This window comes from Blastococcus sp. SYSU DS0539, from assembly GCF_054050855.1.
Genome location: NZ_JBJHAF010000014.1, coordinates 15,235 through 39,061 on the forward strand (window position 1 = coordinate 15,235; position 23,827 = coordinate 39,061).

Genomic DNA, 23,827 nt, shown 5'->3' on the forward strand with positions numbered 1-23,827 from the left:
GCCCGCCGCCGGCCGGACACGGATGGGGGCGGGCAGCAGGTGGAGCCGCAGACGCATGAGCGGCCGGCCGACCGGCTGCCGCCGTGGGCGCGGGGCTGGTCCCGGCGGCGCCTGATCGCGTCTGCCGCCGTCGTCGTCCTGGTGCTCGTCGTCGCGGTCAGCTGCCTGGGCAGCGGAGGCGGGCGGGCCGACGTCCCGGTGCTGGCCGACGGTCCCGACGCCGGCGTCGAGGGCGTCCGCTCCCCGTCGGACGAGCGGGGCGGCACGCTGCGCGTCGTCGCCCCGGCGGTCGACAGCCTCGACCCGCAGCGCTCCTACCTGCCCGGGGTCTGGAACCTGATGCGGCTCTACACCCGCACGCTGGTGACCTTCGCCAGCGAGCCCGGCGCCACCGGCGACCTGGTGCCCGACCTCGCGACCGACCTCGGCACCGTGTCCGACGACGGCCTCAGCTGGACCTACACCCTGCGGGAGGGGGTCCGCTTCGAGAACGGCCGGCCGATCACCAGCGGCGACGTCAAGTACGGCATCCAGCGGTCGTTCGCCTCCGACGTCATCGTCGGCGGCCCGACCTACCTGGTGAACCTCCTGGACGACCCGGCCACCCCCTATCCGGGGCCGTACTCGACCGAGGAGGACGACCCCGCCCTGAGCTCGATCGAGACGCCGGACGACCGCACGATCGTCTTCCGGCTGCGCGTCCCGCAGCCGGACCTGCCCTACGTCCTCGCGCTGCCCTCGAGCAGCCCGGTGCCGGCGGAGGCCGACACGCGTGGCGCGTACGGGGCGGACCCGGTCTCCTCCGGCCCGTACGCGATCACCTCGGTCGACCCGGAGACCGGCATCCTGCTCGACCGGAACCCGGAATGGGACCCGGCGACCGACGCCGTCCGGACGGCGCTGCCCGACCGGGTCGAGGTGCGCACCGGGCTCTCCGGTCTGGCCCGGGACCAGGCACTGCTGGCCGGCTCCGCCGACCTGGACATCTCGGGCACCGGGGTGCAGCCCGCGACGACCGCGCGGATCTCCGGGGACGACGACCCGTTGCTGGACCGGGTGGACGACGTGACGACCGGTGCGGTCCGCCTGCTGGCGCTGCCCACTGACGTGGCCCCCATGGACGACGCCGGGTGCCGGGCCGCCGTGGCCGCCGCGATCGACCGGCAGGCGGTGCAGCGGGCGCTGGGCGGCGCGGTCGACGCGGTGCGCAGCACGCAGCTCTGGCCGCGGGCGCTCGCGGGAGGTCCCGAGGACGCCGGGTCCGGGCCGGATCCGGACGCGGCACGGGCGGCGCTCGAGGAGTGCGGCCTGCCCGACGGGTTCGCCACCGTCCTGGCCGTGCCCGACGTCCGCAGCAGCGTCGACGTCGCCGACGAGATCGCCGGCCAGCTCGGCGAGGTGGGCATCGACGTCGAGGTGCGCCCGCTGGACCCGACCACCTTCTACGCCACCGACGTCGGGAACCCGGATCGGGTCACGGCGAACGGCTACGGCCTGGTGCTGGCCACCCGCACCGCCGACTTCCCGACGGCGGGCTCCTTCCTCGTGCCGCTCGTCGACGGCCGCAGCATCGCCAAGGTCGGCAACCCGAACTACGCACGGTTGGCCGACCCGGAGATCGACGCCCTGGTCGACCGGGCGCGGGCCGGCGACGCCGACTGGGCGCAGGTGGCGGAGGCGGCCCGGGCGAGCGGGGCCTACATCCCGCTCGCCGAGACCCGGATCCAGCTGGTGTCGGGGCAGCGGCTGCGCAACGGCCTGGTGATGCGCCCGTACGACGGGTACGACGTCGCCACCGCCGGGGTCCGCTGACAGCTGCGGGAGCATCGCAGGGAGGAACGAGCGAGGAGCGGACCGGAGCGCGGAAGCGGACGGGGCACGGCGTCCGCTGACAGCTGCGGGAGCATCGCAGCGAGGAACGAGCGAGGAGCGGACCGGAGCGCGGAAGCGGACGGGGCACGGCGTCCGCTGACAGCTGCGGGAGCATCGCAGCGAGGAACGAGCGAGGAGCGGACCGGAGCGCGGAAGCGGACGGGGCACGGGGTCCGCTGACGGGACCGGCGCCGGACGTCGGCTAGGCTCGTTCCGAGAGCTGGCGTCCGTCGCCGGTCGTCGAGCCTTCCGGAGAGGTCCATGGAGCTGGTGCTCAACGTGCTGCTGGTGCTCAGCAGCCTGCTCCTCATCGTGCTGATCCTGCTGCACCGCGGCAAGGGAGGCGGCCTGTCGTCGATGTTCGGCGGCTCGGTCTCCTCGTCGCTGTCCGGATCCTCGGTGGTCGAGAAGAACCTCAACCGCCTGACCGTGTTCACCGCGCTGATCTGGACGGTGTGCATCGTCGGCCTCGGCATCTTGATCAAGGTCAACGCCTGAGCCTTCGGCTCGTCCAGCCCGTCACATCCGGCGCGCAATCGTGACCGGAGATCGGCCCTTTTCGCCCTAGACTGCCCGCGCGGCGGTCGGTGCTGCCGCGAACCCGGACCGACGATCAGGGGGCGCACGTGGCTGGTGGGAACGCGATCCGGGGGACCCGGGTCGGCGCGGGTCCGGTGGGCGAGGTGGAACGCGGCGAGTCCGCACCGCGCCGGCGCATCCCGTTCTGGTGTGCCAACGGGCACGAGACCCGGGTGGTGCTGGCGAGCGAGGCCGAGGTCCCGGAGTTGTGGGACTGCCCGCGGTGCGGGCTGCCGGCCGGGCAGGACCAGGCCGCGCCGCCGCCGGCGCCGCGCACCGAGCCGTACAAGACGCATCTGGCGTACGTGCGCGAACGGCGCACCGACGCCGACGGCGACGCGCTGCTCGAGGAGGCGCTCAACCGGCTGCGCGTCCGTCGCGGCGGCTGAGGGCGTCAGCCCCCGGAGCGGGGAAGATCGGCGGCCGCGGCGGCGTCGAGCAGCCAGCGCGTCGCCCGGGTGCCGCGCACCCCGGCGGCCGGTAGCTCCTGCGGCGCGGCACCGGCCAGCGCGCGGGCGACTGCGGGCGCCTTGCCGGCGCCGGAGACGAGCAGCCAGATCTCCTCGGCGCTGTTGAGGGCGCGGAACCCGAGGCTGATCCGGGTGGGTGGCGGCTTGGGGCAGTCGCGGACCGCGAGCACCGGTCGCTCGTCCCGGACGGCGGGGGAGCCCGGGAAGATCGAGGCGGTGTGCCCCTCCGCGCCCATCCCGAGCAGCAGCAGGTCGAACCGCGGCAGGTCGCTGCCCTCCGGGGCCGCGGCGGCGAGCTGCTCGGCGTACCAGGCCGCGGCGTCCTCCGGTTCGGCGTGGTCACCGTCGGAGGGCGGCATCGCGTGCACGCGTTCCGGCGGGACGCCCACCGCGTCCAGCAGAGCCGTCCGGGCCTGCCGCTCGTTGCGCTCGGCGTCGTCGGCCGGGACGAAGCGCTCGTCGCCCCACCAGACGTCCACCGCCGTCCAGTCGACGGTCTCGCGCACCGGCTCGGCGGCGAGGCCGGCGACCCGCTCCAGGACGGCGATCCCGATGCCGCCGCCGGTCAGGACGACCGAGGCCGTGCCGTGCACCGCCTGCGCGGCGGCGAGCCGGGCCACGAGCGCCTCGGCGGCCACCCGGGCCAGCCGGTCGGCGTCGGGTTCGACGACGACGTCGGGCACGGGCCGCCCGTCGGCGGCGAGTTCGGCGGAGACGCGGTCGCCGGGGGAGAGGCTCACGGGGTCAGGGCTCCTTCGCCGGTGGTCGGGTCCGGGTCGCCGGCGGCGCCGCCGTCGTGCTCCCCGCTCTCGGCGACCTCGTCGGCGTCCGCCGAGTCGCCGGGCACCGCGGGGGCGGGGGCGGGCCGCTCCTCCCCGTGACCGTCGGGGGCGGCCGGGTCGAACCACACGTACTCGCGCACCGCGGGGCGGTCGGACAGGCCCGACAGCCCGGTCGCCGACTCGAGCGCCTCGCTGTACGGCTCGTCCGGGTCGAGCCGGCGCAGCTCCTCGCTGAGCAGGTCGCCGAGGGGGCGCTCCGGGAGCGCGACGGTGGAGTCGGGCCGGAAGGGCTGCGAGATCACCGCGCCGCCCCGGCGGTCGGCCCGGATCTCCACCTCCTCGTCCTGGTCCAGCGACAGCTTGACCGCGGTCACGCCGCTCGGCCCGGGAGCGCGCGGTCCCTCGGCGATGTCGACCGGGCAGCCGCAGCGTGCGGAGATCCACCCGGCCAGCAGCCGTGCGGTCGCGTGGTGTGGATCGCCCTCGATGGTGCCGCGCTGCACGTGGACCGCGTCGCCGCGCCGTCCGGAGACCGAGTCCAGGGTGGAGGCCAGCGCCGACCGCCAGGCGGTGCTGCGGGTCCAGGCGAGGTCGGAGTCGCCGGGGGCGTAGTCCTCGGCGCGCACCCGCAGGCAGGCCGGCGGGTCCTCGGCCAGCGAGCTGTCGGTGATCCGGCGGTCGGCGAGGACGCCGAGCGCGTCCCGGGCGATCCGGGGCGGGGGTACGCCGTGCCACCAGGTGACGACGGGGGCGTCGGCGGCCAGCAGCGGCAGCACCACCGATTCGGCGTGCAGGGCCAGCCGGCCGTACATGCGCATGACGACGGCCTCACCCGGGCCGAGCCGGCCGCCGATCTGCACCTCGGCGTCCAGCCGGGGTCCGGGGGCGTCGATCTGCCGGCGCACCACGACGAGCACCCGGCAGGGGTGCATCTCCGCGGCGTGCGTCGCCGCCTCCTCCGCCTCGGTCACCCGGCTCTCCTCGGCGACGACGACGAGCGTGAGCGCGACGCCGGAGAGCACCGCACCTCCGGTGCGCCGCTGAGCGGCCAGCTCCTTCACCACGGCCGATCCGGTGGTGTCCCACAGCGTCGTCACGATGTCTCCTCGATCGGCAGCTGGGTCGCGGTCACGGTCGCCGCCAGCGACGGCCCTCGGCCGCGAGCATCTCGTCGGCGGCCCGGGGGCCCCACTCGCCGGCGCGGTAGGGGTGGGGCTCGCTGCCCCGCCAGAACTCCTCGAGCGGGTCGATCACCGCCCAGGAGGCCTCGACCTCGGCGTTGCGGGGGAAGAGGGTCGCATCGCCCAGGAGGACGTCGAGCAGCAGACGCTCGTAGGCCTCCGGGCTGGTCTCGGTGAACTGCTCGCCGTAGAGGAAGTCCATGGAGACGTCGCGCACTTCCATGACGCTGCCCGGCACCTTCGACCCGAACTTGAGGGTGACCCCCTCGTCGGGCTGCACGCGCACCACCAGCTGGTTGTTGCCCAGCTCCTGGGTGTCGGTGTCGGCGAAGGGCAGGTGCGGGGCGCGCTTGAACACCAGCGCGATCTCGGTGACCCGGCGGGGGAGTCGCTTGCCGGTGCGCAGGTAGAACGGCACCCCGGCCCAGCGGCGGGTCTCGACGCCGAGCCGCACCGCGGCGTAGGTCTCGGTCGTCGACTCCGGGTCGACGCCCTCCTCCTGCCGGTACCCGCGGGCGCGCTGCCCGGCGAGCCAGCCCGGCTGGTACTGCCCCCGGATGGCGTAGGCACCCAGGTCCTCGGGCAGCGAGATCGCCCGCAGCACCTTCAGCTTCTCGGTCCGGATCTCCTCGGCGGAGAACTCGACCGGCTCCTCCATCGCGGTCAGCGCCAGCAGCTGCAGCAGGTGGTTCTGCAGCACGTCCCGTGCCGCTCCGGTCTCCTCGTAGAAGCCCGCCCGGCCGCCGATCCCGACGTCCTCGGCCATGGTGATCTGGACGGAGTCGACGTGGTGGCCGTTCCAGACGGGCTCGAACAGCTCGTTGGCGAACCGCAGCGCCATCAGGTTCTGGACGGTCTCCTTGCCCAGGTAGTGGTCGATGCGGAAGACGTCCTCGGCGCTGAACACCGAGTCGACCAGCTCGTTGAGCTCACGGCTGGAGGCCAGGTCGGTGCCGAACGGCTTCTCCACCACCACCCGACGCCAGCGGCCGGGCGTGTTCTCCGCCATGCCGGTCCGCTGCATCTGCTTGAGCACGGTGGGGAACATCGCCGGCGGGATGGAGAGGTAGAACGCGGCGTTGCCGCCGATGCCGTGGCTGCCCTCCAGCTCCGACAGCGCGGCGGCGAGCTCGTCGAAGGCGTTGTCGTCGTCGAAGGAGCCCGGGACGAAGTGCACGCTGCCGGCCAGCCGCTCCCAGACCTCCTCGCGCCACGGGGTGCGGGCGTGCTGCCGAGCGGCGTCCCGCGCCAGCTCGGCGAACTCCGTGTCGCCCCAGTCGCGGCGGGCGAAGCCCAGGAGCGCGAAGTTCGTGGGCAGCAGCCCGCGGTTGGCGAGGTCGTAGACGGCCGGCAGCAGCTTCTTGCGCGCCAGGTCCCCGGTGATGCCGAAGACCACCAGGGCGCAGGGCTCGGGCACCCGGGGCAGCCGCCGGTCCCGCGGATCGCGCAGCGGGTTGGGGATCATCGCGGGCCGCGAAGCGGGGAGAGGGTCATCGTCCGTCCTCGTGGTCGGAGTGACCGCCGTCCGGCCCGGCGGGCCGGACGGCGGGTGGAACAGGCGCGGATCGAGCCCCCGGCCGGTGCGCCGAGGGTCAGCTCAGGGCGGTGAGCAGCTGGCCGATGCCCGCCGCCCGATCGGTCAGGTGCAGGTGGAGCAGCGGCCGGTCCCGGTCGGCGAGCGCCTTGCGGTCGCCCGCCGCCTGGGCGGCCTGGAGGGTGCCGAAGGTGTACGGCTGGTCGGGCACCGGGAGGTCCTCGTCGACCGCACCGGTGAGCTGCAGGAACGCGCCGACCTGCGGGCCGCCCTTGTGGTACTGGCCGGTGGAGTGCAGGAACCGCGGACCCCAGCCGAACGTGACCGCGTGCTCGGTCCGGCGGGCGAGCGCGATGCGCACGGCGGCCGCCCGGGCGTCGCCGAGCCGGTCGAGGTAGGCCATGACGGCCAGGTACCCGCGGGGCGGGATCGCGGCCAGCAGCGCGTCGAGGGCCAGGGAGAGCCCGTCGTGCGAGGAGAGGTCCACCCCGTCGAGCACCGGCGCGGTGCCGCGGATCTCCACCGCGCCGATCGTCGCCACCGGCTGCTCGTCGGGCAGCCCGGTGGCGAGGATCGCCGAGGTGTTCTCCTTGCTCTCGGTCACGTTGGGCTGGTCGAACGGGTTGATGCCCAGCACCACCCCGGCGACGGCGGTGGCGTACTCCCACCCGAGGAACTGCGCGCCCAGGGGGCCGGTGACGCAGATGGCCGGCTGCTGCGCCGGCGTGCCCGCGCCGACCAGGGCGAACAGCACGTCGGGGGCGGCGGCGCCCGGCGCCTCCGGGGACTCCAGCACCACCGGCAGGATGCCGCGGCCCTCCTTGCCGGTGGACTCGGCGATCAACTGCTCCGCCCAGTCGCCGAAGCCCTGGATCGGCGTCTCGCCGGTGTCGGCGAGGGCCAGCTTGTCCCGCCCGGCGCGGAAGCCCGCGCCCAGGGCGATGCCCAGCTCCATGGCCGCGTTGCCGGGGTCGGCGAGCCGTTCGGCCAGTGTCTCGGCGTCGTCGACCAGCGTGGCGACGTCGGCCCCGGCCAGCGCGGACGGCACCAGGCCGAAGGCGGAGAGCGCGCTGTACCGGCCGCCGACGGTGGGATCGGCCAGGAACACCGCGCGGGCGCCCATGGCCGCCGCCCGTTCGGCCAGCGGCGACCCCGGGTCGGTCACCACGACGAACCGCGCGCCGACCTGACCCTCGTCCAGGCCCGCGCGGGCGAAGGCGGCGACGAAGGCGAGGCGCTGGCTCTCGGTCTCCACGGTGCCACCGGACTTCGAGCTGACCACCACGACGGTGCGCTCCAGGTCGGTCATGGCCGCCGCGATCTGTGCCGGGTCGGTCGTGTCGAGCACGACCAGGGGCACGCCGGCGGTCCGGCAGATGACCTCGGGGGCCAGCGACGAGCCGCCCATGCCGCAGAGCACGATGCGGTCCAGGCCCTCGGCGACCAGTTCGGCGCGCAGCTCGGCCAGCTGGGTGACCAGCGACCGGGAGGTGGCCGGCAGGTCCAGCCAGCCCAGCCGGACGGCGGCCTCGCTCTCGGCGTCCGGCCCCCAGAGGGTGGCGTCCTTGCGGACCAGCCGGGCGGCGACGTCGTCCTGCTGGAGCTGGGCCCGTACCGGCTCGGGGACCTCCAGCCCGGTGGAGCTGAACCCGAGGTTCACGCCTTGTCCTCCAACTCCGTGCGCACCGACTCGGTCAGCTCGTCCCAGGAGTCGACGAACTTCTGGACGCCCTCGTCCTCGAGCACCCGGAAGACGTCGTCGAGGTCCACCCCGGCGTCCCGGACGGACTGCATGACCGCCGCGGCGTCCTCGTAGGCCTTCTGCACCGGGGTGCCCGGGCTGCCGTGGTCGGCGTAGGCCAGCAGGGTCTTCTCCGGCATGGTGTTCACGGTGCCGGGGGCGATGAGCTCGCTGACGTAGAGCGTGTCCGGCAGGTCGGGGTTCTTCACGCCGGTCGAGGCCCACAGCGGGCGCTGGGGGCGGGCGCCCTTGGCCTCGAGCGCCTTCCAGCGGTCGGAGGAGAAGACCTCCTCGTACGCCTGGTAGGCCAGTTGGGCGTTGGCGACGCCGGCCTTGCTCGCGAGCGAGGCGTCCGCGCCGGCCTTCTCCAGCCGCTTGTCGATCTCGGTGTCCACGCGGGACACGAAGAACGACGCGACCGACGCGATGCCCGACAGGTCCGCCTCCGGGTCCTCGGCCAGCCGCTCCTCGAGGCCGGACAGGTAGGCGTCCATGACCTTGCGGTAGCGGTCGGGGCTGAAGATCAGGGTGACGTTGACACTGATGCCGCGGGCGATCGACGTCTGGATCGCCGGCAGGCCGGCCTCGGTCGCCGGGATCTTGATGAACAGGTTGGTCCGGTCCACCAGCCACCACAGGTGCGCGGCCTCGGCCGCGGTGGCGTCCGTGTCGTGCGCCAGCCCGGGGGCGACCTCCAGGGAGACCCGGCCGTCACCGGGCTGCCGCTCGGCGACCGGGGCGAGCAGGTCGCAGGCGTCGCGCACGTCGGCCGCCGTGATCGTGCGCAGCGACTCCTCGACGCTGACCTTCCGGACGGCCAGCGCGTGCAGCTGGTCGTCGTAGGAGTCAGAGCCGCTGATCGCCGCGGCGAAGATGGTCGGGTTCGTGGTGACGCCGACGACGGAGTGCTCGTCGACCAGGGACTGCAGGTTCCCGCTGCGGATGCGGTCGCGCGAGAGGTCGTCGAGCCAGACGGCGACCCCCGCGGACGACAGCTCGGCCAGGTTCTCGTTCTGTGCCATGGCAGATGCCTTTCGGGCTGGAGGGGTGGTCGGACGAGCGGATCAGCGGTCGCCGGTGGCCTGGGGGAGCCCGCCGGTGGCGGCGACCGGACCGGAGGGGACGGCCGTCCCGGCGCGGGCGGCCTCGAGGCTCTCGCGGGCGGCGGCGACGACCGCCTCGTCGGTCAGGCCGAACTCCTCGTAGAGCACGGTGTAGGCGGCGCTGGCCCCGTAGTGGGTGAGCCCGACGATGCGGCCGGCATCGCCGACGAACTCGCGCCAGCCCATCGGCACGCCGGCCTCGACGCTGACCCGGGCGCGGACGGTGGGCGGGAGCACCTCGTCCTTGTAGGCCTGCTCCTGGTCGGCGAACCACTCGACGCACGGCACGGAGACGACCCGGGTCGGGACGCCGTCGGCCTCGAGCCGCTCGCGGGCGGCCACGGCGATCTGCACCTCGGACCCGGTGCCGAGCAGGATCACCTCGGGGCTGCCGGTCGACGCCTCGGCGAGCACGTAGGCGCCGCGGGCGACGCCGTCGGCGGAGCCGAACTGCGCGCGGTCGAACACCGGCAGGTTCTGCCGGGACAGCAGCAGGCCGGCCGGGCGGTCGTTGTTCTCCAGGATCCTCCGCCAGGCGGCGGTGACCTCGTTCGCGTCCGCGGGGCGGACGACGTCGAGCCCGGGGATGGCGCGCAGCGCGGCGAAGTGCTCGATCGGCTGGTGGGTGGGGCCGTCCTCGCCCAGGCCGATGGAGTCGTGCGTCCAGACGTAGGTGACCGGCAGCTGCATGAGCGCGGCCAGCCGGACCGCGCCGCGCATGTAGTCGGAGAAGGTGAGGAACGTGCCGCCGTACACGCGGGTGCCGCCGTGCAGGGCGATGCCGTTCATCACCGCGCCCATGGCGTGCTCGCGGACGCCGAAGTGGATGGTCCGCCCGAACGGGCCGCCGGACCACATCTTCGTCTGCCGGTCGGCGGGCAGGAACGACGGTTCGCCCTCCACCGCGGTGTTGTTGCTCTCCGCGAGGTCGGCCGAGCCGCCCCACAGCTCGGGCAGCCGCGGGTAGAGCGCGCCCAGCACCTTGCCCGACGCCTTGCGGGTGGCCACGCCCTTCTCGTCGGCGGGGAAGGAGGGCAGGTCCTCGGCCCAGCCCTCGGGCAGCCGGCGCTCGCGCATCCGGGCCAGCAGCGCCGCGCCCTCGGGGTTGGCCTGCTCCCAGGCGGCGAACCGCTCCTCCCACTCCGCACGGTCGGCGCGGCCCTTCTCCACGACCGAGCGGGCGTGGGCGAGCACGTCCTCGTCGATCTGGAAGGTGCGCTCGGGGTCGAAGCCGAGGATCTCCTTGGTCGCGCGGACCTCGTCCTCGCCCAGCGCCGAGCCGTGCGAGGCGCCGGTGTTCTGCTTGGTGGGGGCCGGCCAGGCGATGATCGTGCGCAGCACGATCAGGGACGGCCGGGTGGTCTCGGCCTTCGCGGCGGCGAACGCGGCGTCGACGGCGGCGAGGTCCTCACCGTCGTCGACGTGCTGCACGTGCCAGCCGTAGGCCTCGTAGCGCTTGCCGACGTCCTCGGTGAAGGCGACGGTCGTGTCGTCCTCGATGGAGATCTTGTTGTCGTCGTAGACCAGCGTCAGGTTGCCCAGCTTCTGGGTGCCGGCCAGGGACGATGCCTCGCCGCTGACGCCTTCCTCCATGTCGCCGTCGGAGGCGAAGCACCAGATGGAGTGGTCGAACAGGCTCTCGCCCTCGGGGGCGTCCGGGTCGAGCATGCCGCGCTCCCGGCGGGCGGCCATCGCCATGCCCACCGCGTTGCCGACGCCCTGGCCGAGCGGGCCGGTCGTGGTCTCGACGCCCGGCGTGTGGTTGACCTCGGGGTGGCCCGGGGTCTTCGAGCCCCAGGTCCGCAGCGCCTTGAGGTCGTCGAGCTCCAGGCCGTAGCCGGAGAGGAACAGCTGCACGTACAGCGTGAGGCTGGAGTGCCCCATCGAGAGGATGAAACGGTCGCGGGCGACCCAGTTCGGCGCGGTCGGGTCGTGCCGCAGCCACTTGTGGAACAGCAGGTACGCGGTGGGGGCCATGCTCATGGCCGTGCCGGGGTGGCCGTTGCCCACCTTCTGGACGGCGTCCATGGCGAGCACGCGCGCGGTGTCGATGGCGCGGCGGTCCAGGTCCCCGAAGTCCTGGGGGAGGGTCGGCCGCGGCTGCGACGGGTTGCCGGTCGGCGCGTCGGTCGCGGCCTCGGCCGGGGCCTCCGCCTGGGTGCTTCGCGTGTCCATCTGGTCGGTTCTCCCTCGAGGTAGGCCTGACGTCGTGCCCGGGCGAGCGGCCGGTCGTCCGTGGGCGGGGCCGGGACCGGGGGGCGTGACGACGTCGTCGGGGTCGCCCCTACCCGCTCCACCGCCGGCACCAACGTGATCAACCCTAGTCATCGCAGGTCATGCCGTGCGCCTGCCGACGAACGGCCCGGGGCTACAGTGGGCACGTTCCGCCCCCCGGTTCGAAGGGATCCCGTGGTGCCCTGCTGCCCGCGCGCGACCGCGCACGAGGGCACCCGGTGACGGCGCTCTCCGAGCGCCCTGCCGCCTCCGCTCCTCGCCTCACGACCCGCCTGCGTGCCCGGGTGGCGGCCTATGTGGCGCTGACCAAGCCGCGCATCATCGAGCTGCTGCTGGTCACGACCGTGCCGGCGATGATGCTGGCGGCGAGCGGCTGGCCGTCGTGGACGCTGCTGCTGTCCACCCTCGTGGGCGGCACCTTCGCCGCGGGCGCGGCCAACGTCTTCAACTGCTACTTCGACCGGGACATCGACCGGTTGATGCAGCGCACCCAGAAGCGGCCGCTGGTCACCGGGGCGGTCACCCCGCGGGCGGCGCTGGTCTTCGGCTCCGTGCTGACGGTGGCGTCGATCGTCCTGCTGGCCCTGACGACGACGGCGCTGGCCGCCGTGCTCGCCGCGGCCGCGATCTTCTACTACGCCGTCCTCTACACGATGGTGTTCAAGCGGCACACCCGCCGCAGCACCGAGTGGGGCGGCGTGCCCGGGGCCGCGCCGGTGCTCATCGGCTGGGCGGCGGTCACCGGATCGCTGGACTGGCCGGCGGTGGTGGTGTTCGGGGTCGTCTTCGCCTGGCAGATGCCGCACTTCTGGGCGCTGGCCATGCGGTTCAAGGACGACTACGCGCGGGCCGACGTCCCGATGCTGCCGGTGGTCACCACACCGCTGTCCGTCGGCCGGCAGACCGTCGCCTGGAGCTGGGTGACCGTCGCCGTCTCGCTGCTGCTGTGGCCGGTCGCCTCCGACTACGGCATCGGGCTGGGGTACACCGTCCCCGCCGTCCTGCTCGGCGCCTGGTTCATCGCGGAGTCCCACCGGCTGCTCGGCCGCATCAGGCGGGGCGTCGACACGAGGTCGATGCAGCTGTTCCACGTCTCGATCTCGTACCTGTCCCTGCTGTCGGTCGCGATCATCGTCGACGCGATCGTCTGACCCGCGCCCGGGCGTGTGCGCCCGCGCCGGGTGATCGCACGCAGAAGTCGGCGCGACTGCACACACCCGGAGCAGCCGTCCACAGATGCGGGCGGACGCCCCCGCGTGGACGACCCGTTCGCCGAGGTCGCGGCGTGGCCTACGACCTCTCGACCCTGTTCGGTCCCGACGGCTGGGCGACGTGGGCGGAGCTCACCGACCGGATCGATCGCAGCACGCTCACGGCGTGGGTGGTCGCCGGCAGGGTGCGCCGGGTCCAGCCGGGGGTGTACGCGCTCCCCGCCGTCGCCGACGACTGGCGCGTCCGCGTCCGTGCCGCGGTACGGGCGTGCGAGGGGGCTCAGCCACCACACGGCGCTCGCGCTCTGGGGTCTCCTCCCACCGGGAGGCCGGGTGCACCTGACCGTCGACCTGGCACGCAGCGGCAGGGGGCCGGCCGGTGTCGTGCTCCACCGCAGCCGCGACGTCACCGACCCGCTCCGCCGGGTGGACGGCCTGCCGGTCACCTGCGCCGAACGCGCGGTCGTGGACACCTGGGGGCGGCCGCACGGAGCGCCCCGGTCGGACCTCCGGACCGCTGCGATCACCGCCGTGCGTCGACGGCTGTGCCTCCCGCGGCAGCTGGCCGGCGAGATCGAGCGGCGGCCGTGCCTGCCCGGGCGCGCAGCGCGCGTCGAGCTGGTCGGGCTGCTCGCGGACGGCTGCCACAGCGAGCTCGAGATCTGGGGATGCGTCCAGGTGCTGCGCGCCCCGGGGATGCCCCGGTTCACCCAGCAGCGGTCGGTCACCGTCGGCGGCCGGACCCACCGTCTGGACGCCGCCTACGACGACGTCCTGCTCGCCGTGGAGATGGACGGCGCTGCATGGCACTGGTCGAGGGAGCAGCGGGAGCGGGACATCCGCCGCGACGCTCGCCACGCCGGCTGGCAGACGCTCCGCTTCAGCTACCGCCGGCTGACCGTCGATCCCGAGGAGTGCCGCCGGGAGATCCGGTCGGTGCACGCCGCCCGGCGACGCCTTCTGCTCACCGGTGTGCGCTGACGCGGGGTTCTTCGCGTCCGGACCCGGCCTGGGGCACACGCTGACGGCGTCGGGTCAGCGTGCGGCGACTGCCGGCTCGACGGGGGCGGTCAGCGGCAGCTCGGACGCCGGGCCGCGGACCGACCACACCAGGCGCGCCGTGAAGGCGGTGATCAGCACGGCGCCCAGCATGTGCAGCAGCACGAGGAGGATCGGCAGGTCGGTGAAGTACTGCACGTAGCCCACGACGCCCTGCGCCAGCTGCACGACGAGCAGGTCGCGCGCGGCCCGGCGGACGCGGCCGGGGGAGTCGGTCGCGTAGAGGGCGACCAGCAGCGCCAGGGTCAGCCCCACCAGCAGGAAGACGGCGTCCGCGTGCAGGTGGCTGACCAGCTCGGCGTCCAGCCCGGTGCGCCCGGCCTCGGGGTCGCCGCTGTGCGGCCCGCTGCCGGTGACCACGGTGCCCATGACGAGGACCAGCGCGGTGACCGCGGCGATCGCGCCGACCAGGAGGCGGAACGGGCGGCCCAGGAGCGGTTCGCCGACCCCCGGTTCGCGCGAGCGCAGCCACAGGAGGGTGGTCAGCGCGACCAGGCCCATCGACACGAGGAAGTGCGCGGCGACCGTCCAGGGGTTCAGGCCCGTGAGGACGGTGATGCCGCCGACGACGCCCTGCGTGGGGATGCCGAGGAACGCGGCCACGGCCAGGGGGCGCAGGTCGGAGCGCGGTGAGCGCACCACCACGACGACGAGCGAGACGGCCAGGACGGCGAGGACGAAGGTCAGCAGCCGGTTGCCGAACTCCACCACGCCGTGGATGCCCATCTCCGGCGTGGTCACGAAGCTCTCGGTGGTGCACCGGGGCCAGGTCGGGCAGCCGAGACCGGAGCCGGTGAGGCGGACGACGCCCCCGGTCAGCACGATCGCCCCGTTGGCCAGCACGTTGGCGAACGCGAGCCGCGACACGGTGGCGGGGGAGAACTGGGCGGGGAGTACCGGCACGGATCGATGCTAGGCCGTCGGCGGCACCCGGAAGGGGACGGCGGCCCTGCGCCCAGCCGGCGGCGCAGGTCCGCGGTGAGGAGCAGGCGGCGGCGACGCGCTCGGGGTGAGGCTGGTCACGCGAGGCCCCCGTGGGCCGGTTTCTTAGGTCGACCTTGCTTGCGGGGTCTCCGAAATAGGACACACTCGTGTTGTGGAATCCATCGCGGCGCACCCCCGGCCGTCGGCGCCCGCCGACGACGGGCGCACTCGCGACCGCGTCTCCGCCCTGCTCCTCGAGCACGGGCCGCAGACCGCCACCGAGCTCGCCGGCCGGCTGGGGATCTCCCCGGCGGCCGTCCGCCGGCACCTCGACGCCCTGCTGGCCACCGGCCGGGTCGAGGAGCGGCAGAGCCGGGACGCCCACCGCGGCCGTGGCCGCCCGGCCCGGCGCTTCCACCTCACGGACGCCGGCCGCTCGGCCTTTCCGCACGCCTACGACGACCTGGCCCTGACCGCCCTGCGCTACGTCGCCGCCGCGGGCGGCCCGGACGCCGTCCGGGCGGTCGCCGAGCAGCAGCTGGCCGGTCTCGAGCGCCGCGCCTCCACGGCCGTGGAGGAAGCGGCCCGGGCGCGGCCCGGGCAGCCGGTGGACCGCGCGCAGGCCCTCGCCGCCGCGCTCACCGCCGAGGGCTACGCTGCCACCGCTTCAGCGCTCTCCGGCGGTGGGCAGCTCTGCCAGCACCACTGCCCGGTGGCGCACGTCGCGGCCGAGTTCCCCCAGCTGTGCGAGGCGGAGACCGCGGTGATCGGCCGGCTCGTGGGCACCCACGTGCAGCGGCTGGCCACCATCGCCCACGGCGACGGGATCTGCACCACCCACATCCCGGGCCCGCTGGTACCCGGGACCCGTCCCGGCGGCGGCCGGGACCACACCCGTGCGGGGAACAGATCGGCCCCCGCGCGCCCTGTACCCGGTGAGCGAGGAGCGTCCCGGCCCGGCCGGGAGCGCACCGCACCGTCCAGCACCACCACCCCCACGAACGACCGGGAGAGGACGCCCGCATGACGAGCACGCAGCAGCCGGTGACGGCTCCGCAGCTGACGCAGGACGAGCAGATCGAGCAGCTCGGCCGCTACGAGTACGGCTGGGCGGACGCCGATGTCGCCGGCGCCTCGGCGCGCCGCGGTGTCGACGAGGACGTCGTCCGCGACATCTCCGCCCGCAAGAGCGAGCCCGAGTGGATGCTCGAGCGGCGCCTCAAGGCGCTCAAGCTCTTCGGCCGCAAGCCCATGCCCGACTGGGGCTCGGACCTCTCCGGCATCGACTTCCAGAACATCAAGTACTTCGTGCGCTCCACCGAGGCGCAGGCCGCCTCGTGGGAGGACCTGCCCGACGACATCAAGAACACCTACGACCGGCTGGGCATCCCGGAGGCCGAGAAGCAGCGGCTCGTCTCCGGTGTCGCCGCCCAGTACGAGTCCGAGGTCGTCTACCACCAGATCCAGAAGGAGCTCGAGGACCAGGGCGTTCTCTTCCTGGACACCGACTCGGCCCTGAAGGAGCACCCGGAGATCTTCCGGGAGTACTTCGGCTCGGTGATCCCGTCCGGCGACAACAAGTTCGCCGCGCTGAACACCGCCGTGTGGTCGGGTGGCTCCTTCATCTACGTGCCGCCGGGCGTGCACGTCGAGATCCCGCTGCAGGCCTACTTCCGGATCAACACCGAGAACATGGGCCAGTTCGAGCGGACGCTGATCATCGTCGACGAGGGCGCCTACGTGCACTACGTCGAGGGCTGCACCGCGCCGATCTACAAGAGCGACTCGCTGCACTCCGCGGTCGTCGAGATCATCGTCAAGAAGAACGCGCGCTGCCGGTACACGACCATCCAGAACTGGTCGAACAACGTCTACAACCTGGTCACCAAGCGGGCCGTGGCCCACGAGGGCGCGACCATGGAGTGGGTCGACGGCAACCTCGGCTCCAAGGTGACGATGAAGTACCCGGCCGTCTGGATGACCGGCGAGCACGCCAAGGGCGAGGTCCTCTCGATCGCCTTCGCGGGCGAGGGCCAGCACCAGGACGCCGGCGCCAAGATGGTGCACGCCGCGCCGCACACCTCCTCGACCATCGTCTCGAAGTCGGTGGCCCGTGGCGGCGGCCGCACCTCCTACCGCGGCCTGGTCCAGGTGGACGAGGGCGCGTACGGCTCGAAGTCCACGGTGAAGTGCGACGCGCTGCTGGTCGACACGATCAGCCGCTCGGACACCTACCCCTACGTCGACGTCCGCGAGGACGACGTGTCCATGGGGCACGAGGCGACCGTCTCCCGGGTCAGCGAGGACCAGCTCTTCTACCTGATGAGCCGCGGCCTCTCCGAGGACGAGGCCATGGCGATGGTGGTGCGCGGCTTCGTGGAGCCGATCGCCCGCGAGCTGCCCATGGAGTACGCCCTCGAGCTGAACCGGCTCATCGAACTGCAGATGGAAGGTGCCGTCGGCTGATGACCGACCAGAACACCGGCACGACCGACCTCACCACCCAGCCGGCGACCCTCGCCTCGGAGCTGTTCGCTCCGGGCGTGGGGGCGCAGGCCGGGCCGCCGACGACGCCGGCGTCCGACACCGGTGCCGCCGGTGACGTGCAGCCCGGTGCGCACTCGCACGGCGGCCCGGCGCCGACCGGCTCGCCGGCCGAGCGCTTCACCTCCACCGACCCGGACGCCTTCGGCGTGCCCACGGGCCGCGAGGAGACGTGGCGGTTCACGCCGATGAAGCGGATCAAGCCGCTCCTCGACGGCGCCCCGTCGGACGCCTCCCTCACCTGGACGACCGACCTGCCCGAGGGCGTCGAGCTGACCAGCGTCGAGGCGGGCGACCCGCTGCTCAAGGGCCTGCCCGACCCGGTCGACCGGCTCGCCGCCCTGGCGCGTCAGCGCAGCGGCGCCGCCGCCGTCGTCCGCGTGCCGCAGGAGGCGCAGCTCGACCGCCCGGTCACCCTCGGCCTGGCCGGCACCGGCTCCGACGAGGTCGTCTGGGGTCAGCTGGTCGTCGAGGTCGGTGCGTTCGCCAAGGCGACCGTCGTGCTGGACCACACCGGCCTGGCCCGCTACGCCGGCGGCGTCACCGTGCTCGTCGGCGACGGCGCGCAGGTCACCCTCGTGTCCGTGCAGGACTGGGCGCCCGGTGCCGTGCACGGCGGTCAGTACGACGCCGTCGTCGGCCGGGACGCGACGTTCAAGCAGATCGTGGTGACCCTCGGCGGTGACCTGGTCCGCCTGGTCAGCAACGTGCAGTACGCCGGCCCCGGCGGCTCCGCGGAGCTCTTCGGCGTCTACTTCTCCGACGAGACGCAGCACCAGGAGCACCGGCTCTGGGTCGACCACGCGGTGCCCAACTGCACCAGCAACGTGCTCTACAAGGGCGCGCTGCAGGGCGAGGGGGCCCGCACGGTCTGGATCGGCGACGTCCGCATCCGCCCGTCGGCCACCGGCACCGAGACCTACGAGCTCAACCGCAACCTGGTGCTCACCGACGGCGCCCGCGCCGACTCGGTGCCCAACCTGGAGATCGAGACCGGCGAGATCGTCGGCGCCGGCCACGCCAGCGCCACCGGCCGGTTCGACGACGAGCAGCTGTTCTACCTCTGCTCGCGCGGCATCGACGCCGAGACCGCCCGCCGCCTCGTGGTGCGCGGCTTCTTCGCCGACGTCGTCCAGCACATCGGTGTCGACGCGCTGCAGGACCGGCTGATGGCCACCATCGACGCCCGTCTCGGCGCGCTGCCCGGCCTGGACGAGCAGCCGGTCGAGGTGGCCTGACGATGGCGTTCGAGCGGGTGTGCGCCCTCTCCGAGGTCAAGGAGTCGGGCTCGCTGCGGGTGGAGCTGGCCGACATCGACATCGCCGTCGTCCGGTTCGAGGGCGTCGTCTACGCGCTCGAGGACCGCTGCTCGCACGCCGACGTGCCCCTGACCGACGGCGACGTCGAGACCTTCGACGGCGCGCCGACCATCGAGTGCTTTCTGCACGGGTCGTGCTTCGACCTGCGCACCGGCGAACCCACCAACCTGCCGGCCACCGAGCCGGTCCCCGTCTACCCGGTCCGCGTGGAGGGGGAGGACGTGTACGTCGACACCGAGGCTGACGGCACCCTTCCCGCCGCGGCCGCCAACTGAGGAGCGAGAAGAAGAATGTCCGTGCTGGAGATTCGCGACCTGCACGTCAGCGTCGGTGAGGGCGACGACGCCAAGGAGATCCTCCGCGGCGTCGACCTCACCGTCCGCTCGGGTGAGACGCACGCGATCATGGGCCCCAACGGGTCGGGCAAGTCGACCCTGGCCTACTCGATCGCCGGCCACCCCAAGTACACGATCACCGGCGGCACCGTCACGCTCGACGGCGAGGACGTCCTCGCGATGAGCGTCGACGAGCGGGCCCGCGCCGGCCTGTTCCTCGCCATGCAGTACCCGGTCGAGGTCCCCGGCGTCTCGGTGTCGAACTTCCTCCGGACCGCCGCGACGGCGATCAAGGGGGAGGCGCCGAAGCTGCGCACCTGGGTCAAGGACGTCAAGACCGAGATGTCCGGCCTGGAGATGGACCCGGCGTTCGCGGAGCGCAACGTCAACGAGGGCTTCTCCGGTGGCGAGAAGAAGCGCCACGAGATCCTGCAGATGCGGCTGCTCAAGCCGCGCATCGCGATCCTCGACGAGACCGACTCCGGGCTCGACGTCGACGCCCTGCGCGTGGTCTCCGAGGGCGTGAACCGCAGCCGCGCGGACGGCGACGTCGGCGTCCTGCTGATCACGCACTACACGCGGATCCTGAAGTACATCCAGCCCGACTTCGTGCACGTGTTCGTCGCCGGCAAGGTCGTCGACGAGGGCGGCCCGGAGCTGGCGGCCAAGCTCGAGGACGAGGGCTACGCGTCCTACATCAAGGCGTCCGCGGAGGTTGCGCACTCATGACCCAGACCGTCTCGCGTCCCGGAGCCGGGGCGCCGCAGGTGCCCCTGCCTCTGGACGTCGAGGCGATCCGGGCGGACTTCCCGATCCTGACGCGCACCGTCCGCGACGGGAGGCGGCTGGTCTACCTTGACTCGGGGGCCACCTCGCAGAAGCCACGCCAGGTGCTCGACGCCGAGCGCTGGTTCTACGAGAACGTCAACGCCGCGCCGCACCGGGGAGCCCACCAGCTCGCCGAGGAGGCGACCGGCGCCTACGAGGAGGCCCGGGCAAAGATCGGCGCGTTCATCGGTGCGCCCGAGAACGAGATCGTCTTCACCCGGAACACCACCGAGGCGATCAACCTCGTGGCGTACGCCCTCTCCAACGCCATTACGGCGAAGGAGCCCGAGTTCCGCACCTACGCGGTCGGCCAGGGTGACGAGATCGTGGTCACCGAGATGGAGCACCACGCCGACCTGCTGCCGTGGCAGCAGCTGTGCGAGCGCACCGGGGCGACCCTGCGCTGGCTCGGGCTGACCGACGAGGGCCGGCTGGACCTCGGCGCCCTGGACACCGTGGTCAACGAGCGGACCAAGCTGGTCGCGGTCACCCAGCAGTCGAACATCCTCGGCACGATCAACCCGCTCGAGGAGATCGTCGCCCGGGCCCACGCCGTGGGCGCCCTGGTGCTGGTCGACGGCGCGCAGTCGGTGCCGCACCAGCCGGTCGACGTCACGACGCTGGGCGCGGACTTCCTGGTGTTCTCCGGGCACAAGATGCTGGGGCCCACCGGCGTCGGCGTGCTCTGGGGCCGCTACGAGGTGCTCGACAAGCTGCCGCCCTTCCTCACCGGTGGCTCGATGATCGAGGTCGTGCGGATGGAGGGCAGCACCTTCATGCCGCCGCCGCAGCGGTTCGAGGCCGGCGTGCCCATGACCGCCCAGGTGGTCGGGCTCGGCGCCGCCGTCGACTACCTGCAGGCCCTGGGCATGGACAAGGTCGAGGAGCACGAGAAGGTCCTCACCGGCTACGCGCTGGCCAAGCTCGCCGAGATCCCCGGCGTGACCGTGATCGGCCCGGCCGACACCGTCGCCCGCGGGGGAGCGATCTCCTTCACCGTCGAGGGGATCCACCCGCACGACGTGGGCCAGGTGCTCGACGACCTCGGCATCGCCGTCCGCGTGGGGCACCACTGCGCCTGGCCGGTGGTGCGCCGCTACGGCGTGCCGGCGACCACCCGCGCGACGTTCTACGTGCACACCGGCTACGACGACGTCGACGCGCTGGCGGACGGAATTCGCGCGGCCCAGAAGTTCTTCGGAACGGTGTGAGGTCGATCCGCTGATGCAGCTCGAGTCGATGTACCAGGAGATCATCCTGGACCACTACAAGAACCCGCACGGGCGCGGTCTGCGCGACCCGTTCGACGCCGAGGTGCACCACGTCAACCCGACCTGCGGTGACGAGGTGACCCTGCGCGTGAAGCTCGACGGCGACACGGTCGCCGACGTGTCCTACGAGGGCATGGGGTGCTCGATCAGCCAGGCGTCGGTCTCCGCGATGTACGACCTCGTGGTCGGCAAGCGGGTGACCGAGGCGCTGGAGACCGGCGAGCACTTCATGACCCTCATGCAGGCCAAGGGCGACCCCGCGGTGGCCGAGAAGCTCGAGGACGAGCTGGAGGACGCCGTGGCGTTCGCCGGGGTGTCCAAGTACCCGGCGCGGATCAAGTGCGCGCTGATGAGCTGGATGGCCCTCAAGGACGCGTCCGCCCGGGCCCTGTCCACCGCCGACCAGACCGGAGGCAGCAACTGATGAGCGAGACCACCGAGAACGCGCTGACCGAGAACGCGACGCCCGCGACCGACGGCGCGCCGGGCGACCTGCCGGCCTACAAGACGGCGCTGATCGAGGACCTCGAGGAGGCCATGCGCGACGTCGTCGACCCGGAGCTCGGTGTCAACGTCGTCGACCTGGGCCTCGTGTACGGCCTCGACGTCGACGACAGCAACGTCGCCATCATCGACATGACGCTGACCTCGGCGGCCTGCCCGCTGACCGACGTCATCGAGGACCAGGCGCGCCAGGCCCTGACCGGTGGCCCCGGCCCCGGCCTGGTCGACGACATCCGGATCAACTGGGTCTGGATGCCGCCGTGGGGCCCCGACAAGATCACCGACGACGGCCGCGAGCAGCTCCGCGCCCTCGGCTTCCGGGTGTAACCACCCTCCGCGCGCCGGCCTCGCCGGCGGGTCCGCGAGCGAGGTCCCCGAGCGATGTCCCCGAGGTGGGCGTTTCGAGAGCTGGAATGCCCACCTCGGGGACATCGTCGTCTCCGGACCGCCCTGTCACCGCAGGTCGGCGAGGCGGGCGGCGAAACCGGCGACCGGGGCGCGCTCGCGCCGCATCCCGACCAGCAGCAGCACGGTGCCCACCACGAGCGCGGTGCCCACCGGCCACGGCAGCGCGCGCACCGCGAGACCCAGGGCCAGCACCAGCGCCGACGCCGCCCCGACCAGCAGCGGGGCGCGGATGCCGGCGCGGGCCCCCGCCACCATCGCCGCCGCCGCGACGGCCAGCACGAGCACCGCGCGCGGGGCGTCGGGGGAGACGACGGCGAGCACGGTCGACGGCGCCGCCGCGACGACCAGGCCCGGCCCCCAGGACGGCCACGACGCCTCCCGCACCAGCCCGCGGCCGGCTGCCAGCAGCAGCCCCGCGGCCGCCGGCAGGGTGTAGGCCTCCACCGTGCCGGTGCCGCCCAGGGCCGCCGCGATCCAGGCGGCGAGGACCAGTTGCGCCGCGCCCACCCGCCAGGCGGTCGAGGCGTCGGTCCCGGAGCCGGTGTCCGCGCGCGCCGCGCGACCGGTCCACCACGCCCAGCCCAGGGTCGCGGCGCCCTGCACCGCCAGGTGGGCGAGCACCTGCGCCCGGTCGCCCTCGACCACGAGGAGCAGCACCGCGAGGGTGGCGACGGCCGCGGCGGCGACCACGGTGGCCCGCCGGGAGTCGCGGTCGAGCAGCCCGGCCGTGCCGAGGGAGGCGACGTAGAGGACGGTCAGCAGGACGGCGGCCCCGGCGGGTGAGGCCCAGCCGTCGGGCAGCCCCAGGAGCGCGGCGCCGGCCAGGCAGCCGACCGCCGTCGGCGCCGCCACCGGCCGGTCGTCGGGCCGCAGCACCGCGACCCACACCGTCGGCGCCGCGGTCAGCAGGAGGAGCAGCGCCAGCGCCGACCAGTGGGTGCCCGCCACGAGGCGGACGATCGACAGGGCGGCCAGCAGCACGCCACCGCCGAGCGCGACGGGGAGGAACAGGCCGCGGCGCCACCCCGACAGCTCGCCGGCCGCGAGCGCGGCGACCAGGACGCCGGCGAATCCGGCCACCGCCACGGCGACCGGCCCGCCGGCCGAGGAGGCGCCGGCGACGGCGGCACCGGTCACGGCCCCGGAGACGACGGGCACCAGCCGCGGCGGGCCGAGCAGCACGTCGAGCGGTGCGCGCAGCCGCGCCAGCAACAGCCCGGCCGCGGCGCCGGCCACGAGGGCGACGGCCGGCCACCGCTCGCCGCCGCCCGCCGTCCAGGCCTCCCCGACCCCGGCCAGCACCCCGGCGGCGAACCACGGAGCGGTCGTCACCAGCGCGACGCGGGCGACGAGCGGGCGGCCGGACAGTGCGACCGCGAGCCCGGCCAGCGCGACCGCCAGCAGGAACTCGGTGCGCAGCAGCTCGGGTACCGAGCCGAGCACGCGCAGCACCGCGAGCTGGAGGCCGGCCCACGCGGCCAGCGGCCAGGCGGCGGTGGCGGGTGCGAGGCGGTGCAGCGCCAGGAAGACGCCGGCCAGCGCCAGCGGCAGCAGCGGGTCGCCGGTGCGGAGGGCGCCACCGACGTCGCTCGCCGCCAGTGCCAGGCCCGCCGCGCTGGCCGCGAACGTCTCGGTCGAGCTGCGCAACCCGGACCGGTCGGCCCGGATCGAGCCGGTGGCGGCCGCGACGGCGAGCACCAGGAGCGCGCTCCGCACGAGCGGGCCGCCGGAGGCGGACGCCAGCGTCGCGCCGGCGCTGACCAGCAGGACGGCGCCGACGGCGAGCAGGACCTGCGGCGGGCGGGCGCGGTAGGGCAGCGGAGGTACGGGTGCGGTGGGAACCGGTCGAGTCATGGCCGCATCCCTTCCGCCCGAGGCGCTCCCCACCCTAGGACGGGCCCGCGGGTGATGCCGATGTCACCGCCGG

The 23,827-nt window shown here is 73.9% G+C and carries 21 protein-coding genes; 13 read left to right on the top strand and 8 right to left on the bottom strand.

Annotated features, from left to right (window positions below; genetic code table 11):
• Positions 1-39 precede the first annotated feature (39 nt).
• The 3 genes from ACI790_RS16420 to ACI790_RS16430 all read left to right on the top strand — a co-directional run bounded on the left by ACI790_RS16420 (position 40) and on the right by ACI790_RS16430 (position 2,840).
• Positions 40-1,812: an ABC transporter substrate-binding protein gene (locus ACI790_RS16420; RefSeq protein WP_456570855.1), complete on the top strand. Its 1,773-nt coding sequence runs from the start codon at positions 40-42 to the stop codon at positions 1,810-1,812.
• A 321-nt stretch (positions 1,813-2,133) separates the two neighbouring features.
• Positions 2,134-2,370 (top strand): preprotein translocase subunit SecG, encoded by a 237-nt coding sequence (gene secG, locus ACI790_RS16425; RefSeq protein ID WP_456570856.1) that lies wholly within the window; start codon positions 2,134-2,136, stop codon positions 2,368-2,370.
• A gap of 128 nt (positions 2,371-2,498) precedes the next feature.
• Positions 2,499-2,840 (top strand): RNA polymerase-binding protein RbpA, encoded by a 342-nt coding sequence (locus ACI790_RS16430; RefSeq protein WP_456570857.1) that lies wholly within the window; start codon positions 2,499-2,501, stop codon positions 2,838-2,840.
• Positions 2,841-2,845: 5 nt separating this feature from the next.
• Here ACI790_RS16430 and pgl read toward each other — a convergent pair whose 3' ends face one another.
• From pgl to tkt, 6 genes are all read right to left on the bottom strand, one after another.
• Entirely contained in the window at positions 2,846-3,661 is an 816-nt protein-coding gene (gene pgl / locus ACI790_RS16435; RefSeq protein ID WP_456570858.1) for a 6-phosphogluconolactonase, read from the bottom strand.
• Positions 3,658-4,800: a glucose-6-phosphate dehydrogenase assembly protein OpcA gene (locus tag ACI790_RS16440; RefSeq protein ID WP_456570859.1), complete on the bottom strand. Its 1,143-nt coding sequence runs from the start codon at positions 4,798-4,800 to the stop codon at positions 3,658-3,660. Before ACI790_RS16440 ends, pgl begins: the two co-directional genes overlap by 4 nt.
• A 31-nt stretch (positions 4,801-4,831) precedes the next feature.
• A complete protein-coding gene (gene zwf / locus ACI790_RS16445; RefSeq protein ID WP_456570860.1) occupies positions 4,832-6,349 on the bottom strand; it encodes a glucose-6-phosphate dehydrogenase in 1,518 nt (505 codons plus the stop codon).
• A gap of 127 nt (positions 6,350-6,476) precedes the next feature.
• The gene (locus tag ACI790_RS16450; RefSeq protein WP_456570861.1) at positions 6,477-8,078 is read right to left on the bottom strand and encodes a glucose-6-phosphate isomerase; all 1,602 of its coding nucleotides are present in this window, start codon (positions 8,076-8,078) and stop codon (positions 6,477-6,479) included.
• The gene (gene tal, locus ACI790_RS16455; protein ID WP_456570862.1) at positions 8,075-9,181 is read right to left on the bottom strand and encodes a transaldolase; all 1,107 of its coding nucleotides are present in this window, start codon (positions 9,179-9,181) and stop codon (positions 8,075-8,077) included. Before tal ends, ACI790_RS16450 begins: the two co-directional genes overlap by 4 nt.
• A 42-nt stretch (positions 9,182-9,223) precedes the next feature.
• Entirely contained in the window at positions 9,224-11,437 is a 2,214-nt protein-coding gene (tkt, locus tag ACI790_RS16460; RefSeq protein ID WP_456570863.1) for a transketolase, read from the bottom strand.
• A 278-nt stretch (positions 11,438-11,715) separates the two neighbouring features.
• Here tkt and ACI790_RS16465 point away from each other — a divergent pair, with 278 nt between their 5' ends.
• Together ACI790_RS16465 and ACI790_RS16470 are read left to right on the top strand one after the other, a co-directional pair.
• A complete protein-coding gene (locus ACI790_RS16465; RefSeq protein ID WP_456570864.1) occupies positions 11,716-12,648 on the top strand; it encodes a heme o synthase in 933 nt (310 codons plus the stop codon).
• 393 nt (positions 12,649-13,041) lie between these two features.
• Complete coding sequence (locus tag ACI790_RS16470) at positions 13,042-13,689, top strand: endonuclease domain-containing protein (RefSeq protein ID WP_456570865.1); 648 nt, start codon at positions 13,042-13,044, stop codon at positions 13,687-13,689.
• A 54-nt stretch (positions 13,690-13,743) separates the two neighbouring features.
• Here the strand turns inward: ACI790_RS16470 and ACI790_RS16475 are convergent, their stop codons facing one another.
• Positions 13,744-14,670 (bottom strand): COX15/CtaA family protein, encoded by a 927-nt coding sequence (locus tag ACI790_RS16475; RefSeq protein WP_456570866.1) that lies wholly within the window; start codon positions 14,668-14,670, stop codon positions 13,744-13,746.
• A gap of 193 nt (positions 14,671-14,863) precedes the next feature.
• Here ACI790_RS16475 and ACI790_RS16480 point away from each other — a divergent pair, with 193 nt between their 5' ends.
• From ACI790_RS16480 to ACI790_RS16515, 8 genes are read left to right on the top strand one after another with little or no spacing between them, the layout of a single operon-like run.
• Positions 14,864-15,718 carry a helix-turn-helix transcriptional regulator gene (locus ACI790_RS16480; RefSeq protein ID WP_456570867.1) on the top strand — a complete coding sequence of 285 codons (855 nt, stop codon included), beginning with the start codon at positions 14,864-14,866 and terminating at the stop codon, positions 15,716-15,718.
• Positions 15,715-17,157, top strand: a complete 1,443-nt coding sequence (gene sufB, locus ACI790_RS16485) for a Fe-S cluster assembly protein SufB (RefSeq protein ID WP_456570868.1) — start codon at positions 15,715-15,717, stop codon at positions 17,155-17,157. The genes ACI790_RS16480 and sufB overlap by 4 nt, the downstream gene beginning before the upstream one ends.
• Positions 17,157-18,473 (top strand): Fe-S cluster assembly protein SufD, encoded by a 1,317-nt coding sequence (gene sufD, locus ACI790_RS16490; RefSeq protein WP_456570869.1) that lies wholly within the window; start codon positions 17,157-17,159, stop codon positions 18,471-18,473. The genes sufB and sufD overlap by 1 nt, the downstream gene beginning before the upstream one ends.
• A gap of 2 nt (positions 18,474-18,475) precedes the next feature.
• Positions 18,476-18,829, top strand: a complete 354-nt coding sequence (locus ACI790_RS16495) for a Rieske (2Fe-2S) protein (RefSeq protein ID WP_456570870.1) — start codon at positions 18,476-18,478, stop codon at positions 18,827-18,829.
• A 15-nt stretch (positions 18,830-18,844) separates the two neighbouring features.
• Positions 18,845-19,618, top strand: a complete 774-nt coding sequence (gene sufC / locus ACI790_RS16500) for a Fe-S cluster assembly ATPase SufC (RefSeq protein WP_456570871.1) — start codon at positions 18,845-18,847, stop codon at positions 19,616-19,618.
• Positions 19,615-20,928 (top strand): cysteine desulfurase, encoded by a 1,314-nt coding sequence (locus ACI790_RS16505; RefSeq protein WP_456570872.1) that lies wholly within the window; start codon positions 19,615-19,617, stop codon positions 20,926-20,928. Before sufC ends, ACI790_RS16505 begins: the two co-directional genes overlap by 4 nt.
• Positions 20,929-20,941: 13 nt before the next feature.
• Positions 20,942-21,412 (top strand): Fe-S cluster assembly sulfur transfer protein SufU, encoded by a 471-nt coding sequence (gene sufU, locus ACI790_RS16510; RefSeq protein WP_456570873.1) that lies wholly within the window; start codon positions 20,942-20,944, stop codon positions 21,410-21,412.
• Positions 21,412-21,819, top strand: coding sequence for a metal-sulfur cluster assembly factor (locus tag ACI790_RS16515; protein WP_456570874.1), 408 nt, complete (start codon positions 21,412-21,414; stop codon positions 21,817-21,819). Before sufU ends, ACI790_RS16515 begins: the two co-directional genes overlap by 1 nt.
• A 126-nt stretch (positions 21,820-21,945) precedes the next feature.
• Here ACI790_RS16515 and ACI790_RS16520 read toward each other — a convergent pair whose 3' ends face one another.
• On the bottom strand, positions 21,946-23,754 hold the full coding sequence (locus ACI790_RS16520; RefSeq protein WP_456570875.1) for an SCO7613 C-terminal domain-containing membrane protein: 1,809 nt from the start codon (positions 23,752-23,754) through the stop codon (positions 21,946-21,948).
• Between the last annotated feature and the right edge of the window lie 73 nt (positions 23,755-23,827).

Coding starts and splice junctions, on each gene's coding strand:
- secG (WP_456570856.1), top strand. CDS start 2,134: ATGGAGCTGGTGCTCAACGTGCTGCTGGTGCTCAGCAGCCTGCTCCTC.
- zwf (WP_456570860.1), bottom strand. CDS start 6,349: ATGATCCCCAACCCGCTGCGCGATCCGCGGGACCGGCGGCTGCCCCGG.
- tal (WP_456570862.1), bottom strand. CDS start 9,181: ATGGCACAGAACGAGAACCTGGCCGAGCTGTCGTCCGCGGGGGTCGCC.
- tkt (WP_456570863.1), bottom strand. CDS start 11,437: ATGGACACGCGAAGCACCCAGGCGGAGGCCCCGGCCGAGGCCGCGACC.
- sufB (WP_456570868.1), top strand. CDS start 15,715: ATGACGAGCACGCAGCAGCCGGTGACGGCTCCGCAGCTGACGCAGGAC.
- sufD (WP_456570869.1), top strand. CDS start 17,157: ATGACCGACCAGAACACCGGCACGACCGACCTCACCACCCAGCCGGCG.
- ACI790_RS16495 (WP_456570870.1), top strand. CDS start 18,476: ATGGCGTTCGAGCGGGTGTGCGCCCTCTCCGAGGTCAAGGAGTCGGGC.
- sufC (WP_456570871.1), top strand. CDS start 18,845: ATGTCCGTGCTGGAGATTCGCGACCTGCACGTCAGCGTCGGTGAGGGC.
- ACI790_RS16505 (WP_456570872.1), top strand. CDS start 19,615: ATGACCCAGACCGTCTCGCGTCCCGGAGCCGGGGCGCCGCAGGTGCCC.
- sufU (WP_456570873.1), top strand. CDS start 20,942: ATGCAGCTCGAGTCGATGTACCAGGAGATCATCCTGGACCACTACAAG.
- ACI790_RS16515 (WP_456570874.1), top strand. CDS start 21,412: ATGAGCGAGACCACCGAGAACGCGCTGACCGAGAACGCGACGCCCGCG.
- ACI790_RS16520 (WP_456570875.1), bottom strand. CDS start 23,754: ATGACTCGACCGGTTCCCACCGCACCCGTACCTCCGCTGCCCTACCGC.